Origin of the sequence: Yoonia sp. SS1-5, assembly GCF_038443705.2 — a bacterium.
GTDB lineage: Bacteria > Pseudomonadota > Alphaproteobacteria > Rhodobacterales > Rhodobacteraceae > Yoonia > Yoonia rhodophyticola.
Map to the genome: position 1 here is coordinate 3,469,030 of NZ_CP151767.2, position 16,897 is coordinate 3,485,926.

At 56.0% G+C, this 16,897-nt stretch carries 18 protein-coding genes; 3 read left to right on the top strand and 15 right to left on the bottom strand.

Annotated features, from left to right (window positions below; translation table 11 throughout):
* Positions 1–25 precede the first annotated feature (25 nt).
* Both AABB31_RS18480 and AABB31_RS18485 read left to right on the top strand, forming a co-directional pair.
* Positions 26–988: a glycosyltransferase family 2 protein gene (locus AABB31_RS18480; RefSeq protein ID WP_342076742.1), complete on the top strand. Its 963-nt coding sequence runs from the start codon at positions 26–28 to the stop codon at positions 986–988.
* Positions 981–1,583 carry a hypothetical protein gene (locus AABB31_RS18485; protein WP_342076741.1) on the top strand — a complete coding sequence of 201 codons (603 nt, stop codon included), beginning with the start codon at positions 981–983 and terminating at the stop codon, positions 1,581–1,583. Before AABB31_RS18480 ends, AABB31_RS18485 begins: the two co-directional genes overlap by 8 nt.
* A 36-nt stretch (positions 1,584–1,619) precedes the next feature.
* Here the strand turns inward: AABB31_RS18485 and AABB31_RS18490 are convergent, their stop codons facing one another.
* From AABB31_RS18490 to AABB31_RS18550, 13 genes are all read right to left on the bottom strand, one after another.
* Entirely contained in the window at positions 1,620–2,930 is a 1,311-nt protein-coding gene (locus AABB31_RS18490) for an ATPase (RefSeq protein WP_342076740.1), read from the bottom strand.
* A 128-nt stretch (positions 2,931–3,058) separates the two neighbouring features.
* Positions 3,059–3,550: a prepilin peptidase gene (locus AABB31_RS18495; RefSeq protein WP_342076739.1), complete on the bottom strand. Its 492-nt coding sequence runs from the start codon at positions 3,548–3,550 to the stop codon at positions 3,059–3,061.
* Positions 3,551–3,553: 3 nt separating this feature from the next.
* Entirely contained in the window at positions 3,554–4,408 is an 855-nt protein-coding gene (locus AABB31_RS18500; RefSeq protein WP_373635128.1) for a tetratricopeptide repeat protein, read from the bottom strand.
* Between the two features lie 28 nt (positions 4,409–4,436).
* Entirely contained in the window at positions 4,437–4,997 is a 561-nt protein-coding gene (locus tag AABB31_RS18505; protein WP_373635129.1) for a tetratricopeptide repeat protein, read from the bottom strand.
* Between the two features lie 7 nt (positions 4,998–5,004).
* Positions 5,005–5,982 (bottom strand): type II secretion system F family protein, encoded by a 978-nt coding sequence (locus tag AABB31_RS18510; RefSeq protein ID WP_342076738.1) that lies wholly within the window; start codon positions 5,980–5,982, stop codon positions 5,005–5,007.
* 4 nt (positions 5,983–5,986) lie between these two features.
* Positions 5,987–6,952 carry a type II secretion system F family protein gene (locus tag AABB31_RS18515; RefSeq protein WP_342076737.1) on the bottom strand — a complete coding sequence of 322 codons (966 nt, stop codon included), beginning with the start codon at positions 6,950–6,952 and terminating at the stop codon, positions 5,987–5,989.
* Between the two features lie 5 nt (positions 6,953–6,957).
* Positions 6,958–8,415 carry a CpaF family protein gene (locus AABB31_RS18520; protein WP_342076736.1) on the bottom strand — a complete coding sequence of 486 codons (1,458 nt, stop codon included), beginning with the start codon at positions 8,413–8,415 and terminating at the stop codon, positions 6,958–6,960.
* Positions 8,416–8,426: 11 nt separating this feature from the next.
* The gene (locus AABB31_RS18525; RefSeq protein ID WP_342076735.1) at positions 8,427–9,671 is read right to left on the bottom strand and encodes an AAA family ATPase; all 1,245 of its coding nucleotides are present in this window, start codon (positions 9,669–9,671) and stop codon (positions 8,427–8,429) included.
* A gap of 243 nt (positions 9,672–9,914) precedes the next feature.
* Positions 9,915–10,571: an OmpA family protein gene (locus AABB31_RS18530; protein ID WP_342076734.1), complete on the bottom strand. Its 657-nt coding sequence runs from the start codon at positions 10,569–10,571 to the stop codon at positions 9,915–9,917.
* Positions 10,572–10,587: 16 nt separating this feature from the next.
* Entirely contained in the window at positions 10,588–12,018 is a 1,431-nt protein-coding gene (locus tag AABB31_RS18535; protein ID WP_342076733.1) for a type II and III secretion system protein family protein, read from the bottom strand.
* Between the two features lie 233 nt (positions 12,019–12,251).
* On the bottom strand, positions 12,252–13,100 hold the full coding sequence (cpaB, locus tag AABB31_RS18540; RefSeq protein WP_342076732.1) for a Flp pilus assembly protein CpaB: 849 nt from the start codon (positions 13,098–13,100) through the stop codon (positions 12,252–12,254).
* A 274-nt stretch (positions 13,101–13,374) separates the two neighbouring features.
* On the bottom strand, positions 13,375–13,563 hold the full coding sequence (locus AABB31_RS18545) for a hypothetical protein (RefSeq protein ID WP_342076731.1): 189 nt from the start codon (positions 13,561–13,563) through the stop codon (positions 13,375–13,377).
* Positions 13,564–13,744: 181 nt separating this feature from the next.
* Positions 13,745–13,933, bottom strand: a complete 189-nt coding sequence (locus AABB31_RS18550) for a hypothetical protein (RefSeq protein ID WP_342076730.1) — start codon at positions 13,931–13,933, stop codon at positions 13,745–13,747.
* A 350-nt stretch (positions 13,934–14,283) separates the two neighbouring features.
* On the opposite strand from AABB31_RS18550, the gene AABB31_RS18555 reads away from it, so the two are divergent.
* A complete protein-coding gene (locus tag AABB31_RS18555) occupies positions 14,284–15,123 on the top strand; it encodes a lytic transglycosylase domain-containing protein (RefSeq protein ID WP_373635131.1) in 840 nt (279 codons plus the stop codon).
* Between the two features lie 355 nt (positions 15,124–15,478).
* Here the strand turns inward: AABB31_RS18555 and AABB31_RS18560 are convergent, their stop codons facing one another.
* Both AABB31_RS18560 and AABB31_RS18565 read right to left on the bottom strand, forming a co-directional pair.
* Positions 15,479–16,102, bottom strand: coding sequence for a 3-oxoacid CoA-transferase subunit B (locus tag AABB31_RS18560; protein WP_342076729.1), 624 nt, complete (start codon positions 16,100–16,102; stop codon positions 15,479–15,481).
* Positions 16,102–16,806 (bottom strand): CoA transferase subunit A, encoded by a 705-nt coding sequence (locus AABB31_RS18565; protein ID WP_342076728.1) that lies wholly within the window; start codon positions 16,804–16,806, stop codon positions 16,102–16,104. Before AABB31_RS18565 ends, AABB31_RS18560 begins: the two co-directional genes overlap by 1 nt.
* Positions 16,807–16,897: the final 91 nt, after the last annotated feature.

The following is a 16,897-nucleotide window of genomic DNA, read 5'->3' on the forward strand; positions in this document are numbered from 1 at the left end:
TAAACTTAGGGTTGTGGTATTGGGTATGCGCGTTTCAGTCATTGTGGTAAATTACGGCACCGCCGCGCTGACCCGGGCAGCGGTTGAAAGCGTGCTGTCCCGCGACCATGGTGAAATTTCCGTTGATATCCATGTTGTCGACAATGCCTCCCCCCAAGGGGATGCCGCGCAGTTGGCCGATCTGCAAAGCGATCGCGTAACGATATACCCTGAAAAGGAAAATCACGGTTTTGGTCGCGGCAATAATCTTGTGTTGGACAAGCTTGCTGCGCAAGTTTCCAAGCCCGACTTTGTCTTTTTGCTGAACCCGGATGCCCGGCTTCGGAATAATGCACTTGAACGGATGGCGACCTTTCTGCAAAAGCAACCTAAAGTTGCTGCAGTTGGTGCGCGGATCACAAAGCCCGGAATCGGGGCGCGGGTGGCTGCCTTCCGTTTTCCAAATCTGGTCAATGAGTTTTCGGGGGCGATCTCGTTTGGCCCTGTTGACCGGTTGTTGCGCAACAAGTCGGTCACCATTCCTGCCGATAGTGCCACCCAGGCGGTGGATTGGGTGGCAGGTGCTGCGGTGATGATCCGGTTTGACGTTCTGCAGGCCGTTGGTGGCTTTGATCCGGCCTTTTTCCTTTACTATGAGGAAGTCGATCTGATGCGCCGTATCAAGGATGCCGGGCACGAGATTTGGTTTCTGGCCGAGGCCGAAGTTGAACATGAAGAAGGCGCCGCGACGAAAGTATCCAGCAGCGCGCCCGAACGCCGCCGGAAACCCAGTTACTGGTACTGGTCCTGGCAATACTATTTTCGCAAGACGCATGGTCGCGCCTATGCCCTGGCAACCGCCGGGCTGATGGTTGCGGGTGCCATGTGTAATCACATCATCGCGCGGATAAGAGGGCGGCAACCGTCAGCGCCGCTGCGCTTTTTCGGCGATTTCTGGGCGATGGCAATTCGCCCTTTGTTGGGATTAAAGGCCCGAGGTTATGACTGATACAACGATGACGCAGGCCCATATATTCACACTCAATGACGGGACGTTGAACTGCAACCCGGATGACATCGGATTTTGGGACCTCGTGCGCGAGGATTTCCAGACCAATGATCGCGATTTCTTTGCGCAGGGTTTTTGGGCCCTGTTCTGGCACAGGTTTGGGAACTGGCGCATGGGGATCAAGACCCGGGCCGTCCGGATTCCATTCAGCATCACCTACCGGATGATGGCGAAACTGACCGAATGGATGGGTGGCATCAACCTGCCTTATACTGTCCGTGTGGGCCGCCGGGTGCGGCTGGACCATTTCGGCGGCATGATTCTGGTGGCGACGTCGATAGGCGATGATGTGGTAATCCGGCAGAACACCACCTTCGGGATTGCTAATCTGGATCAGAAAGAGGCGCGACCAGTGATTGGCGACCGCGTCCAGGTCGGCGCAGGGGCTGTGATTATCGGTGCGATCAAGGTTGGCGATGATGCGGTGATCGGGGCGAATGCCGTTGTTGTGCGCGACGTGCCTGCGGGTGCGGTTGTTGGTGGGGTTCCGGCACGCATCGTCAGCATGCCGCACCTCAAGAAAATATCAGCCTGATACGCGGCCACCATTCGGTGGCCGGCAGGCTGTCTATTATCTGACGATCTCTTCTTCCTTGACGAACATGTTTGCCCAGGCGCGATCAATCAGGTCTGGCGACATTTGATAGGGGATACCTTCAAATTCGCAGATAGAGATCATCTGGTCGATCAGGAAGATCGGCTGATAGTTCGCATAGACATTGTCAATCTCGGGATAGCGCACGTTCAGCAAATGGACCAACGTGTCCTCATCCAACGGCATCTGCCGTTTGCGCGCAACCATGGCAAAGATTTTCAGGAAGTCTTCCTGATCAGGTCCGTCGATCTTGATCTTGTAGAAAATACGACGCAGCGCCGCTTTGTCGAAGATCGCGTTTGGGTGGAAGTTGGTCGAGAAGATCACAAGCGTGTCGAAGGGAACTTCGAATTTTTCACCCGATTGCAGCGCCAGAATATCCTTGTTCTCTTCCAGCGGAACAATCCAGCGGTTGACCAGTGTTTGCGGCGGTTCAGCCTGACGGCCAAGGTCGTCCACGATGAAGATCCCGCCGGTTGATTTCAGCTGCAGCGGCGCCTGATAAGTCCGCGCTGTTGGGTTATAAACAAGATCCAGCATCGACAGTGACAATTCACCACCGGTGATGACGGTCGGTCGCTCGCATCGTACATAACGTGTGTCGAAGCGGCCGGATGTCCGGCGCAGACTATTGGGATCGTCAACATCATCCTCTGCGGCGCTGTGTACAATCGGGTCATAGACCGTGATGACCTGACCGGAATATTCAATCGCACGGGGGACATAGATCTTGTCACCCAAGGCGTCGCGGATCCCGTTCGAAATCGACGACTTACCGTTACCCGGTGGGCCATACATCAGGATTGACCGGCCAGCGCCAACCGCAGGGCCAAGATTGGACAGCAGATCTGGCGGCAGAATCAGATGCCCCATCGCTGTGGCCAATTGATCGCGGGTGATCTGGATGTTGCGGATCGACTGGCGTTTGATTTGCTCGCGATAGATATCCAGTGGCACGGGCATGGCGCCGTAATATTCAGACTGGCTTAATGCGTCCAACGCACGGGCGCGCCCGGCATCGGTCAGCTGATAACCCATCTCGTTGCCGTTGTTGGCGTTCAGCGTGCCGGTCGCCTCAAGCAGCAATTGGCTGCGGGCCATATCGACAAGTTCTTGGGTAACCGGGATGGGCAGGCAGACCGCGCGGCTCAACTCTGACACAAGATCAAGGTTCATGCGGAACATCGTCTTGATCAGGATATCACGCATCATCGCCTGCGGCAGCAGCATGCCGTCGATGCCTCGCGGGGCAGGTGGTGCCATTACGCTTGAATTATGCACATTCATGATTGTCCGCCCCGTGTTTCGAAAGACCTGATGATTGCCGCTGCGGCAACCCCTTTCGGTGAAGATCGCAAGTTATTATGGCGAAATAGTGAACAAAGGCGAGCCTGTCCAAGGCATTATTCCCCAGATTACCGGTAGGTCGCGACGATCAGCAGGTAGAATAACAGTGTCATGCTCAGCGGAAAGCCCATCGGAAACCGTTTGCCGGTCTTCCAGCTTTCCCATTCGGGCACCATCCGCCGCAGGGCAGAATGCATGGCCAGCCTGTGGGTCACATAGGCCCCGATTAATGCAGCGGCCAGCAAGACAATGATCAGGCGCAGATCTGCGATCATGATCATGGGCGAGGCCGCGGCAATAAATTTGGCGTCGCCCGCCCCCATCACGCCGCCGGCATTCAGCATGATGCCCACGACCAGCATAACGGCCAGATGGGTCCATTGCCAAAGGTAGGTCTGAAACGGAAACGCAAAAAGCCCAAGGATCGCATAGGCAATGATCAGGGCGATCACGGCCTTGTTGGTGATCTTCATGGCGCTCATGTCGCTCCATGAGACATAGATTGCGATCGGAATGACGGCGGGTAGAAACCACCACGCCGCCTGCGCTGTCAGTCCCATGGCCTAGTTGGACGCGTTGTTTTCAAGCGCCGCAAGTGCGCGCGATGCTTCCTCAAAGAACCGGGGATGCGTTTCAATCGCCTCTGCCAAAAGCGTCTTGCCGATGGTCAGATCATTCTGCTTGATCGCCGTCAGCGCCATCGTATGCAGCAATTGGGCACGCTCGACCTGGGTCATCTGCACGACGGGCAATGTGTATTGCCGCTGCGCGCCACGGGCCAGAACCATGTTGTTCTTGGCTGTGAACATGCTGGGATTAAAGCGCAAGGCGTCCGAGAACAGGCGTTCTGCCCCGCTATAGTCGCCGCGTGTCAGCTTGGAATAGCCCCAGTTGTTGTAAACCGATGCAGGGCGGGTCGTCAGGCCGACGGCTGTTTCATAAAAACTGTCCGACTTTTGCCATTGCTGTTTGCTGTCGGCGACCATCGCCTCGAGACGGTAGCGCTTGAATGTCTCAAAGGTGGGGGGAACGGTGTTCAATGTTGCCGCCGCCTGATCCCACTGGTTTGTGCGAATATAGGCATCAGCCAGTTCAACCCGGTCGACGCTTTCGGATTTTTCGTGTTCGATGACCTGCTGCCAGGCCGGAACGGCCTCGGATGCGCGGCCGGCGCGCACCAGCGATTTGGCCAGACCGCGTTGCAGGTCAATACGCCCCGGGTCGTTGGCATTTGCACCGGCGAAATATTTTACCGCCTCATCGGGGTCACCGACTGTCAGCATCACATCGTTGAGGTTGGTTTCATCAACAACATTGAGGTCTTTGAGGGCCCGTTCAACTTCGGCTTCGCCGGAATCGTCGCATGCGGCCAAGCCAATAGCTGCCGCACAAAGGGTCATTAGGATGGAGTGGCGCATGTTTCTGCGTCCTTCTTCTGCTCTCTGTCTATAAGGCCGACAGGAGGACGAAATCACCGCGGCCCCGTCGGATCAGATTATAGTTCTGATTGTCCTGTAGCACATTATCACCCGGATTTGCCATTTTTGCGAGTGCTAAGCGCAGGTTGTCACGGATTTCGTCGGAATTTCCGTTATCTGCGGCAAATGCGCGGCGAAATACCTCGCTCGCCTCGGAAACTTCGCCCTTTTCCATCAGAATGACCCCAAGATTGTTCCAGGCGGGGGGGAAATTTGGGTCTTCTTCGGTCGCGCGCCGCAATAGTTTTTCGGCCTGTCCCAACCGGCCAAGCCGCAAATTGGCCGAGCCAATGGCAGAGAGCGTGTCGACATTCAGCCCCTGCTGCGCGGCTGCGCGTGTATAAGCCTTGAGCGCCAGTTCGAATTCGTTTGAAGCCATCAACCGATGACCGACGATCAGGCCATCAATATCAGATTGCCCTGCAACACCGGGTGCGAAAACACCGTCACTTGACCGATTAAGACCATCCTGGTCACACGCCGCCAGCAATGGCAGCGCCAATACGGCAATCCCCCCCCAAAGCTTCATCCGGCGCTTAGCCCCCACCGCCGAGGTTTTTGACGATGGCATAGATTGACGGCCCAATCAGGATCGCCATCAAGGGTGGCAATGTCAGCATCATGGTGGCGAGTGTCATTTTTGTCGGCAGCTTGTTGGCAGCTTCTTCGGCGCGCATCACGCGCTTGTCGCGCATTTCTGACGCATAGACCCGCAAAGCATCAGCAATGGACGTACCAAATTGCTGCGACTGGACCAACACGGTCACAAAGCTGGAAATATCCGGGGTTGCAGCCCTGTCTGCCATGTCTTTCAACACGACGTTTTTGTCCTTGCCTGCCTTCATTTCCTGGCTGACGATTTCATATTCATCGGCAAGGTCCGGGAAACCGGTTTTCAGCTCGCGCGCGACGCGGATGATGGACTGGTCCAAAGACTGACCAGCCTCCACGCAGACAAGCATCATATCCAGACTGTCCGGGAAGCCGTTTTGAATGGCGGTCTGGCGGGCTTGCTGGCGGCGGGTTACCCAGTAACGGGGCAGGAAATATCCTGCACCACCCGGAATAAGCACCATGAAGGCGAGCTGCTGTGTATCAACCTCGCCCTGGGTGCTGCTGTAGATCGCATAAATACCGCCCAAAAGCAGCCCGAACAGCCCAAGCGTGAATTGCAGGAAATGGAAGATCCGCACGCTGTTCTTGCCGCGATAACCGGCCTGCATCAGCTTTAGCTTGGCGGCCGAATACTCATCCGCGTTCTGCGGTTCGAGGAAGTTGGAGTATTTTTCCAACTTGTCCTTGCTGCTGGCATCGCGCAGCTTTTCGCTTTTTTCGGTGGTTTTCTGAGCCTGACCCGCCGACGCCTTGAGGCGATCAAGTGGATCCTTCTCGCGCTTTAGGAGGACGGGCAGGGTGATCAGGATCAGAAAGACCCCAAGCAGGCCGACAACCATGAGCGGTCCAAACGGGCCCAGATATTCGATGATCAGTGCTTGAATTTCGTCCAGTGACATATGTCTAAACCTTAATGTTCACGAGCGCGCGCATGACGATCAGGTTGAGGATCAGAAAGGCAGCCACGACAATACATGCGGGGATGAAGTAGGGGCTTTCCATGACCTCATCAAAGTAGTCGGGTTTGACCAGGTTAATGCCGATCAAGGCGATAATCGGAAAACCTGACAGCAGTTTGCCTGACCATTTCGCCTCGGCCGTGATGGCGTTGACCCGGCGAAACAGCCGGAAACGCGCCCGAATAACCTTTGCCAGACCGTCAAGGATCTCTGCAAGGTTACCACCAGAGGTTTGCTGAATGGTCACGGCCACCGCCAGAAAGCGCAGATCCTGAATATCCAGACGTTCCGCCATTGCCTTGAGCGTCTCGCCCATGTCACGGCCATAAGCCGCCTCATCCGAAATCATGCCCATTTCGGTCCCAAGCGGATCGGGGACTTCGCGTGCAACAATCGCCACAGCAGAAGAGAAGGGGTGACCCACACGCAAGGACCGGACCATCAGTTCAACCGCGTCAGGCAGCTGTTCCCCGATCAGGTTCATACGCTTGTTGGCTTTTGAATTCACCCAGGTGAACACGCCGCCAACGCCCATAAGCACGGCCACGATGGCGCGAACGGCCAAGCCAACCTCGGTCGCGAAGGTTAAAAGAACAAATGCGGCGATGCTGACGCCGACCATCACCATGACCAGTTGCGTCGGGGTGAAGGCGATATTTGCCTTTTGCGCCCGATTGGCGAGCATCGAATAGATCGGAATGCTCTGCGACCGCATATGGTGGGTCATCTCCTTGCGGAGCTGATCGAGAACCTGTTCGCGACTACCGCCCTTGTCGAGCATCTCAAGTCGGCGGTTCACTTTGCCATCCATGCTGATGGATTTGCCAAAGATGACGAGATAGACACCCTGCACAAGCGCCAGCACGGCGACAAAAATCAGGATATAAATGAGCGGCTCAGCCGAGATCATTATGCTTACTCCGCTACCATGGGTTCAAAGATCGCTGGCGGCAGATCGTAACCCCACAGCTTGAACCGTTCCGAGAAGTGACTGCGTACGCCGGTTGCAGTGAAGTGACCGATAATCTTGTTGTCGGGGGTAAGCCCGACACGCTGATAACGGAATATTTCCTGCATTGAGATGACGTCACCTTCCATCCCGGTAATTTCGGTGATCGAGACCATGCGGCGCGAACCATCCTGCAGACGTGAGGCCTGCACAATAAGGTTCACAGCCGAAGAAATCTGGCTGCGCATGGCCTTGATCGGCATTTCGATCCCCGCCATCGCGATCATGTTTTCCAGACGGGATACCCCGTCACGGGCGCTGTTGGCGTGAATTGTGGTCATTGATCCGTCGTGGCCGGTGTTCATGGCCTGCAACATGTCGATCACTTCTTCGCCACGGGTCTCACCCACGATGATCCGGTCAGGGCGCATCCGAAGTGCGTTTTTCAGACAGTCGCGCTGCGATACGCCACCTTTGCCTTCGACGTTGGGCGGGCGGCTTTCCATCCGGCCCACATGGGTCTGTTGCAGTTGGAGTTCCGCAGTATCCTCGATCGTCAGGATGCGTTCGGCGTCATCAATAAACCCCGACAAGGCGTTTAGCGTGGTTGTTTTACCGGAACCCGTACCACCGGACACGATCACATTCAGACGCGTCGAGACCGCCGCCTGCAAATATGCAGCCATTTCTTCGGTAAAGGCACCGAATTTAACCAGTTCCTCAATGCCGAGCTTGTCTTTTTTGAACTTACGAATAGAGACGAGCGAGCCGTCAACCGCGATTGGCGGCACCATCGCGTTGAAACGCGACCCGTCCGCAAGGCGGGCGTCAACATATGGGTTGCTTTCGTCAACACGACGTCCCACGGCCGAAACGATCTTGTCGATGATCCGCAACAGGTGGCGTTCGTCTTTGAATGTGATGTCGGTCAGTTCAAGTTTACCGGCGCGCTCTACAAAAATCTGTTGCGGGCCGTTGACGAGAATGTCGTTGACCGTGTCGTCCTTCAAAAGAGTTTCAAGCGGGCCAAGGCCCGTCACCTCAAAAAACAGATCCTGTGTCAGGGTCTGGCGTTCATCCCGGTTCAGGACGATGCCCATATCTTCCAGCGACTCGTTGGCGATCGCATTGATTTCGCTACGCAAATCCTGCTCTGTCGCGGTGTCGAGCGCGGCAAGGTTCAGATTGTCCAGCAAGGCCTTGTGAAGTTCCAGTTTGATTTCGCCCAGCCGCTCCTTGCGGCGTTTTTCCTTGTCCGCAGGGCCTGCCTCTGCCGGGCGTTTGGGCATCGTCTTCATCAGGGATTGGCGCGGGGCCTCGGCCGGGGCCTCAACAGGGGCCACGTTCACTTTTGCAGCGGCGGGGGCGGGCTTTACATTTGCGGCACCGCCGGTGGCTGTTGGCTTCTTGTACTTGGAAAACATTGTCTAACCTCTTACGCTCGTGCTTCGGCGGCATCAGCCTGGTTGACGTCATGGACGGATTTAGCCAGCTTCAAGATCTCTTTGCGGAGGGGGTTTTTGGGGATCCCCTCTGCCATGGGTGCGCCATGATCGGCACTTTGCGCGACCGGTTTCCCGCCATCGGGCATCAACACATCAATTGCGATCCCCAGGCTTTCGGACAGACGTTTGACCCGGCTTTTGCCATTGAGATCGGTAAAGCCCGGCGCGCGGTTGAGGATAAAGCGGATCTTGTCGAATGGCAGATCTTCGGATTGCAGGGCGCGTTTCAGGCGCAGGGTATTCTGCGCAGACCGCATATCCAGTTCAATCATGGCGAAATAGACATGCGCCATTTCAAGAACAGTCTGCGACCACTCGACCATGGTTGATGGCATATCGACGATCACATAGTCGAAATTGACGCGGGCCATTTCAATCACGCGCTCGATATCTTCGGGCGTAATCATGTCCAGTGGGATCATATCGGTGGGTGAGGTCAGCACGTGAAGCTTTTCACCATATGTCAGCAAGGCCTGCATAAAGACTTCGCTATCCATCGCCTCGGTATCGGTGAGCATTTCCAACACTGACTCGCGGCGGGGCAGGTCAAGATAGGTGGACGCGGTGCCGAACTGAAAGTCCAAATCAATCAGGCAGACCTTTGGTGGGGCCTTCTTGTCAATATTGGCCAGTTCCCATGCCATGTTGACGGCCATCAGCGTGGCGCCGGTTCCGCCGGCGAGGCCGTGGATTGGAATGACAACACCCGAATGATCGCCGGTTGCCTTGAATTTCGTCTCGCCCTCGATCACCGGTGCGGGATCTTCTGCGGTCAGCACACGCTCGATGGCGCGCGCAAGTTCATTTTCGGGCAGGGGGTAGGGGACAAATTCGTCCCCGCCCTGGCGCAATAGTTGGTGCAGGACGGTCGGACTGACATCTTCGGCGATCAGGATCACCTTGATCCGCGCGGCCTTGGCTGTTGTGATGACTTCCGAAATCGTTTCGATATCGTCTTCATCCTGCGAATCCATGGCGATGGTCACAAATTGCAGGCCTGCCGCATCCGGCTGCGCCAGGAATGAGGCGGCATCTTCAAAGCTGAGATCACCCCAGGAATCGCCAAGCGCGGCTTCCATGTCCTCGATCAAAAGATCAAAGATCTGCACATCACGGCTGATCGTGCATGCCACGATAGGAGGTGTGTCACTTTGAACAGCCGGCGTGGTACTCATGTTGTCTTCGTCCTCAAAACATCCCCATGCCCCACCTATCGCACAAAAAGCTTTTCAACCAGTTGCGGAGGACCTGACATGACCACGAGTCGTGGTTCTGGATCTATTATGCAGATTATTGGGGACAATAATGTCCAGATTTGGACCAAAAGATCGTAATTGTGCGAAAATTTGCTACGATCAGTGGAAAAATCAGGGAGTGTTCACGCCCGGACGATGCCGGGCATGAACAAATCGTGAAGATTAACCGCCAGCGCCGGTTTCGATCTGGGTGCCGGCAAGGCTGGATGGTGGCACCGCGCTTGCGACATATTCGCGGAAGATCACTTGCGCGTATTTGCCGTTCAGCAGGATCGGATCGTTATCAACAAAGCCCGAAACCTCGGTCACGGTACGCCGGTTGCGACGCTCGCGGCTTTCGGTCACGACCACCGGACGGGTCTCACCAAAGGATGCGACGGCTTCCAGACGGCTGCGGCTGATGCCCTGACTGCTGAGGAACGCAACAACAGCCTGCGCCCGGCGTAGGCCAAGATTGCGGTTATAGGCATTCGATCCGACAAGATCAGTGTGGCCGTAGACCCGGAAGCGAACCTCTGGGAACTGACGGATCCAATCCGCCTGACGCATCAGTGTTGCGCGGGCGCTGGCATCCAGAACGGTTGAGTTGAAGGCAAAATTGACTGTCGAGTTCACCTCTGACGCAAAGCGGCGCGCCAGATTGATCGTGTAGTCTTGCTGACCTGTCTGGACCATCATGTTGTTCATCGAGGCGTTGCCAAAATCGCCCTGATCAGTTTGCGACCCAGCCTCGGAGAAGAAAGAGGAGAAGGTCGGATCATTTGGTGTACAGCCTGCTACAAGCGCAGCTGCCACCGTTGCTGTCATTAGTTTTTTCATTGACCTCAAGCTCCTATCATTCATCGAGGACATAGCCGTAGGACCCGCTAAAGTCCTGGCGTGCCACTTCACCTGCACCACCCCGTGTTGGGGCGTTGCCTGCCGCTACCCGGCCAAACAAGAACAGTTCCTGCTCGGTCGGTGGCTTCACACGGTCAGTTGGCAGTGCCAAGGCCTGACCACGGGTTGGTGTGACAAGATGTGGTGTCACGATGATGACAAGCTCGGTTTGCCGACGCTCATACTCGGCGCTGCGGAACAGCGCACCCAGTACAGGGACGTCGCCGATCCATGGCACCTGGCCACTGAGATCCTGGAAGTCATCTGACAGCAGACCAGCAATCGCAAAGCTTTCGCCATCACGCATCTCAACGGTTGTTGATGTTTCACGGCGGCTGAACGCGTTGACGGTAAAGCCGCTGGACGTAAAGCTGTTGGATGGGTCAATCGCCGAAACCGCGGCAACGAGTTCCAGGTTGATGACATCTGTGTCAACAACACGTGGCACAAAGTTCAATTCAACACCAAACGGTTTGAATTCGATTGTGATCGCGCCGTCTTCCTGGCTGACCGGGATCGGATATTCACCACCGGCGAGGAACTTGGCTTCCTGTCCGCTGAGGGCGGTCAGGTTCGGCTCGGCCAATGTGCGCACGACGCCGCGGCTTTCCAGGGCCTCAAGCAGAATGCCAACTTCAACACCACCGGCGTTGAACCCAAAGAGGAACGCACCGTTATTGTCGTTGCTGCTGGGGATCTGACCATTAAAGCTGTTGGCGACGCGGCCAGCGGTGTTTGTGGAGTTTGTACCAGCCGACAATCCCAGGTCGCCTGACAGTGCAGTGCCCTGAATACCAATTGACGATGACAGTGATTTGCTGACCGAGCGCTGCATCTCTGCAAAGCGGACTTTCAGCATGACCTGCTGGGTGCCGCCGACGCTCATCAGGTTCGAGACCCGCTCTGGCGCGTAGCGCTGTGCCAGTTCAAGGGCGCGATCAAGCTTTGCGATCGAGCTGACAACGCCGGACAGGACAATACCGTCATTGGCGGTGCGTACTTCGATCTGCTCGTTTGGCAGGATCTGTGTCAGGCGCTCTTTGAACTCGGCCATGTCTGGTGTGACATGTACCTCGACATTTGTGATCAGACGCCCATCTGTCCCCAAGAGCGTCAAAGTTGTGCGACCCGGTTCTTTGCCCAGAACGTAGATCGTCCGATCTGACAGGGATGAGATGTCGGCGATGCCTGGATTGGCAATCGACAGCTCGGTAAATGGAACATCGCTTTCCACCACCACGGCCCGGTTCATCGGGACGTTAAGGGCGCTGGACGCTTCGCCGCGCAGAACGCGCAACGTCTCGGCCGGAGCCATTGTCGGTGCTGCCGCAGAAAGCGACAACGCCAAGCCAGCAACTGCGGCTTTGATAAATCTATTGTACTTCATAAGTGACCTGCCTCTCCGATCACGCTTCATTGATTGGGTCTTCCGTGCCCATGATGCCGTGGACCATGCGGCAGTTCCCCATTTATTGCAATAATCAATAGGTTGGCCATCAAAGCGCATGTGGGTATCTCGCAACACTTAGCATCTTGGGAAACAAAAAAGCGCCGCGTTTTGACACGCAGCGCTGTTTGAATTTGTGAGTATCGGGTGCATCCGGTCACACCATCTTGGGGTCAGTTCCCGGTTGGACACTGAATCTCGACCTGAACCTTCTCGGTCCCGTTCCGCTCGGTGATGAAGCATTTTTGCTCCTGCTGCTGGACAGGCGCGGGGGCTACAACCACCTCTTCGATGCCCAGCACGTCCTCGATATTGGTCTGGATCGCCGTTTCGATGACGGTGTCATCATTCGTGCCAACCGGTGTCAGTGATAGGCGGCCAGCGTTTCGTGCTGTCTCCAATGCGGCAAAGTCCGAGGGGGTCACTTGCACAACCACACCGCGTCCGCCGCCATTGCCGTCGGCATCAGGTTCTTCGACAGCGATCACCTCGAGGTTGGTCATGATGAGCCTTGTCGTCGATGAACCGTTGCTCAGATTGCCGGTCCAGAAGATGTCCAGTCGGTCGGTCGGGCGCAGTTCTTCGGCAAAGGCGTCTGTCACACTGTCGGGGATCGGAAAGGCGCGCATGCCACGATCCAGCAATGCGGTAATCCCGCGGGGCTGACCCGGTTCGGTCACTTTCACGGCCAGGATCGGTTCGTTGACTTCCATTGGGCGGGTGACAACACGTGGTGTGCCAACGCCTTGCGGGAACAGCTCTTCTTCCGTCTGGAATGCGCCTTCGGGCAAAAACTCTTCGGCGTATTTTATAAGTTGCACATCTTCTGCGGTGACGAGGTCACCATATGTCAGCGCGCGGGTGGGCGCATAAACGTCGACAGTTTTGACCGCCTGTGCGGCGCGGGCGCGTTCTTGTTCGATCACCGCATTCTGCGTCTCAAAGTAACCGTTCACGGTGTAGACGGCAAAACCAGCCAGTCCCATCCCGATCAACAATACCAATCCAAAAAGTGCACGCATGTTTCAAACCTTGCTTTCTAGCCTGTCTCGTTCGGAAAGTCCGACGCCATCACGCTGACATCATAAGCGACGCGAACATATCGTGTTGTCACGGCGCGATCCAGTCTTGGACAGTATTATGCATTGTGTCGCGATCAAACGAAATAGTCGTTAACGTCGCTATGGGGCGGTATTTAGTTAACAAATGTGGTAATGGCGCACAGGAAATTCCGCAAAGCACGGTGACGACCCTTGTCGTTACAAGGTCTTTGCCGCGCGAGGGTCGCTGATGCCTTTAGAAATCTGTTCCGAGAGGACGATCAGCGAGTGACTGGCCTTCTCTTTCGGCCAGATTAACCGCGCCTGATGCGATAGACGCACCAACGGCCAAGGCCAGTACAGTGATACCCGCAGTCAGCACCACAAAGTCAATGGTGACAGCGCCGTCTTCGTCTCGAAGGAAACTGCTAAAAAGAGACATCATCTGATTTCCTTCCCGTCGGGTCGTGACATGCAGCATTTGCATGGTGGCATGTAAGGCGAGCGGGCGCGTTACATCGTGTTAGGTGTGGTTCGCAACAGTGTGTTTCCAATTTGGAACCAACATGTAGGCATTAAAAAACTGCGCCACTTGCGTGGCGCAGTTTCTCAAGCCTCAGCCGAGATTACTCGCCGGATGGGATTGTTGTGTCTGTCAGGTTGGACTCGATGTCGCCGGCCAGGTTCTGTGCGCCAGAAGACAAAGCAGAAGCAATTGCCAGGCCCAGAACAACCAGAGCAGCAGTCAGAACAACGAAGTCAACTGTTACGGCGCCGTCTTCGTCGTTGCGGAAGTTTTTGATAAAGTTAAGCATTGTGGTCCCTCCTCAGGGTATCGCTAGATTTTCAAGTTTACCTCGCCGGGTCTCGCTTGCCGCCTCATGTTGGCTCGCTCCCCGTCTTGGATGAACATATATAGCCAGTGGAATGGGGCGGGAGTTTGACGGGTTTGGCGCTTTTTTCGCGAAGCGCTATTTTTTTCCGATAAATCAAGCAACGCATTGATAGTAATGCATATTTTATCGTAAATAATTTTATCGACCAGAAGGGGCCGTTGCCGAAAAACCTGTAATCGCCCCAAAATTTTGCAATTGTTCGCGTCTCTGTGGCGTTCTGACGGTTTTGTGCCATGATTGATTCAACAAAAAGAACAGGCCGTGCGGAAATGAATCGTCATATATTGAAAATGGTCCTTTGCGGACTTGTTTGTGCTGGTCTTCCAGCGGCAGCAGAGGTGGAACGGCTACAGCCGGATTTCACATTCAAGCGGGTTGGTGTGCCATCGGGCAGCAATGGCGGGCGCATTACAGTGCAGATTGACCCCAACGCGCCGCGCCTGGGACCTGTATATAGTGACGAACCCGAAGAAGAGGTCGTACCGGCGGCAGTGGGTGCCGCCGTGCCGCGTGCATCGGGGATGGAATGGTTCTGGGCGAATGTCTCGCCCTCGCTTGTGGGCGTCGATCCCGGACGGCTGGGAAAGGCGATGGAGCAGATCAACAATCCGCCATCCGGTCATGGTGTTGCTGCCCCGCGTTTGCAAAGCCTGCAGAATATCGCAACGACCCATGGCCGGGATATCCTGCGTCAGACGGTGGGAACAAATGTGTCGCCCGCACTGGTCCTTGCGGTGATCGCGGTGGAAAGTGCAGGGCGCACGGATGTCACCAGTCATGCAGGGGCCGAAGGACTGATGCAGCTGATGCCTGCAACAGCGGCCCGGTTTGGGGTGTCTGACAGCATGAATGCGGGACAGAATATCCAGGGTGGCGTGGCCTACCTTGCGTGGCTGCTGGATCACTTCGATGGCGATCCGGTCATGGCGCTGGCGGGCTACAACGCGGGCGAGGGCAATGTCCGCAAGTATAGTGGCGTGCCACCCTTTGCCGAAACGCGCGCCTATGTGCCCAAAGTGCTTGCCGCATGGCAGGTGGCAAAGGGTCTATGTCAGACCCCGCCGCAGCTGATCACTGATGCATGCGTCTTTAATGTGAACGGTATCTAGGGTCAGGACCCATTCATTCCATGCCGCCAGCGCAGATTTCACGAAATATCAGTGGTTTGGGACGCGCAGGCCATAGTTGTTCTACGGACAAGCGGCCCGCGCCGCTGAGATGAAGTGAAATCCGCGCCCGAAGGGTTTGACTGATTTTGGCCGTGATCAGCGTTGCATCCCCTTGAAATAGAAACACTATTACGGCGGGGCTGCGCCTTGTCACGACCAAAATCAGTCAAACTGGCGGCGTGGAATGAATGGGTCCTGGCCCTAAGGCGCCACTGCGTAACCGAAAGGCTATTGCGCGAGACAAGCGCCGCAGTTTTGCGGCGGGACAGTCGCCCGCCGCGCAGTATGGCAGTGCTCAGACGATTGTCGCCTCGGTTGCGGCGCGCAATTCGTCTTCGGTGACCCCGTCGGCGGTTTCAACGATACGCAGACCACCTTCGACAACGTCCAGAACACCCAGATTGGTGATGATCCTGTCCACCACACCCTTGCCGGTCAGGGGCAGGGTGCATTCCTTCAGCAATTTGCTGTCGCCATGCTTGTTGGTGTGATCCATGACAACAACAACGCGGCCAACCCCTGCAACAAGATCCATCGCGCCGCCCATGCCCTTGACCAGCTTGCCAGGAATCATCCAGTTCGCCAGATCGCCATTTTCGGCAACCTCCATCGCGCCAAGGATTGCCGCCGCGATCTTGCCGCCACGGATCATGCCGAATGATGTGGCACTGTCAAAATAGGCCGTGCGGTTGAGTTCGGTAATGGTTTGCTTGCCGGCATTGATCAGGTCGGGGTCTTCCTCTCCCTCGTAGGGAAAAGGGCCCATCCCCAGCATGCCGTTTTCGGATTGCAGGGTGATGTCCTTGTCGCCGACATAGTTCGCCACAAGGGTCGGAATGCCGATACCAAGGTTGACATACCAGCCATCTTCAAGCTCGGCGGCGGCGCGGGCCGCCATCTGATTGCGATCCCAGGGCATTATGCGTCCTCCCGGCTGCGTGTGGTACGTTGTTCGATCCGCTTCTCATGTTCGCCTTGAATGATGCGATGCACATAGATGCCGGGCAGATGGATATGATCGGGATCAAGACTGCCCTTGGGGACAATCTCTTCTACCTCGACCACGCAGGTCTTGCCGCACATGGCCGCGGGCGGGTTGAAGTTGCGCGCGGTCTTTCGGAAGATCAGGTTGCCCGTCTCGTCTGCTTTCCAGGCTTTGACGATGGCAAGGTCGGCAAAGATGCCTTCCTCAAGAATGTAGGTCTGTCCGCCAAAGTCCTTATGTTCCTTGCCGTCGGCAATCACGGTGCCGACGCCTGTCTTGGTGTAAAAGCCCGGGATGCCGCAGCCACCCGCGCGCATGCGCTCAGCCAGGGTGCCTTGGGGGTTGAATTCCAGCTCCAACTCGCCCGAAAGATATTGGCGCATAAATTCGGCATTTTCGCCGACATAGGAACTGATCATCTTTTTGACTTGGCGGGTTTGCAAAAGGATCCCGATCCCGAAGTCGTCAACACCGGCATTGTTGGAGGCAAATGTCAGATCCTTGGTGCCAGCATCCTTGATCGCGGCCAGCAGTAATTCAGGAATGCCGCACAGGCCAAAACCGCCCGCAGCGATAAACATGCCGTCATGTAGCAAGCCATCCAATGCCGCCGCCGCGTTGGGGTATATTTTCTGCATCTCCGCCCTCTCCCGCTTGTGTTGCTGCAGTGATGCCGCTGCGGAAGGGGAGAGTCAATAAATTGCCGCACTGCAGAAGAATTTTTGCAAC

Coding starts and splice junctions, on each gene's coding strand:
- AABB31_RS18480 (WP_342076742.1), top strand. CDS start 26: ATGCGCGTTTCAGTCATTGTGGTAAATTACGGCACCGCCGCGCTGACC.
- AABB31_RS18485 (WP_342076741.1), top strand. CDS start 981: ATGACTGATACAACGATGACGCAGGCCCATATATTCACACTCAATGAC.
- AABB31_RS18490 (WP_342076740.1), bottom strand. CDS start 2,930: ATGAATGTGCATAATTCAAGCGTAATGGCACCACCTGCCCCGCGAGGC.
- AABB31_RS18495 (WP_342076739.1), bottom strand. CDS start 3,550: ATGGGACTGACAGCGCAGGCGGCGTGGTGGTTTCTACCCGCCGTCATT.
- AABB31_RS18500 (WP_373635128.1), bottom strand. CDS start 4,408: ATGCGCCACTCCATCCTAATGACCCTTTGTGCGGCAGCTATTGGCTTG.
- AABB31_RS18505 (WP_373635129.1), bottom strand. CDS start 4,997: ATGAAGCTTTGGGGGGGGATTGCCGTATTGGCGCTGCCATTGCTGGCG.
- AABB31_RS18510 (WP_342076738.1), bottom strand. CDS start 5,982: ATGTCACTGGACGAAATTCAAGCACTGATCATCGAATATCTGGGCCCG.
- AABB31_RS18515 (WP_342076737.1), bottom strand. CDS start 6,952: ATGATCTCGGCTGAGCCGCTCATTTATATCCTGATTTTTGTCGCCGTG.
- AABB31_RS18520 (WP_342076736.1), bottom strand. CDS start 8,415: ATGTTTTCCAAGTACAAGAAGCCAACAGCCACCGGCGGTGCCGCAAAT.
- AABB31_RS18525 (WP_342076735.1), bottom strand. CDS start 9,671: ATGAGTACCACGCCGGCTGTTCAAAGTGACACACCTCCTATCGTGGCA.
- AABB31_RS18530 (WP_342076734.1), bottom strand. CDS start 10,571: ATGAAAAAACTAATGACAGCAACGGTGGCAGCTGCGCTTGTAGCAGGC.
- AABB31_RS18535 (WP_342076733.1), bottom strand. CDS start 12,018: ATGAAGTACAATAGATTTATCAAAGCCGCAGTTGCTGGCTTGGCGTTG.
- cpaB (WP_342076732.1), bottom strand. CDS start 13,100: ATGCGTGCACTTTTTGGATTGGTATTGTTGATCGGGATGGGACTGGCT.
- AABB31_RS18545 (WP_342076731.1), bottom strand. CDS start 13,563: ATGATGTCTCTTTTTAGCAGTTTCCTTCGAGACGAAGACGGCGCTGTC.
- AABB31_RS18550 (WP_342076730.1), bottom strand. CDS start 13,933: ATGCTTAACTTTATCAAAAACTTCCGCAACGACGAAGACGGCGCCGTA.
- AABB31_RS18555 (WP_373635131.1), top strand. CDS start 14,284: ATGAATCGTCATATATTGAAAATGGTCCTTTGCGGACTTGTTTGTGCT.
- AABB31_RS18560 (WP_342076729.1), bottom strand. CDS start 16,102: ATGCCCTGGGATCGCAATCAGATGGCGGCCCGCGCCGCCGCCGAGCTT.
- AABB31_RS18565 (WP_342076728.1), bottom strand. CDS start 16,806: ATGCAGAAAATATACCCCAACGCGGCGGCGGCATTGGATGGCTTGCTA.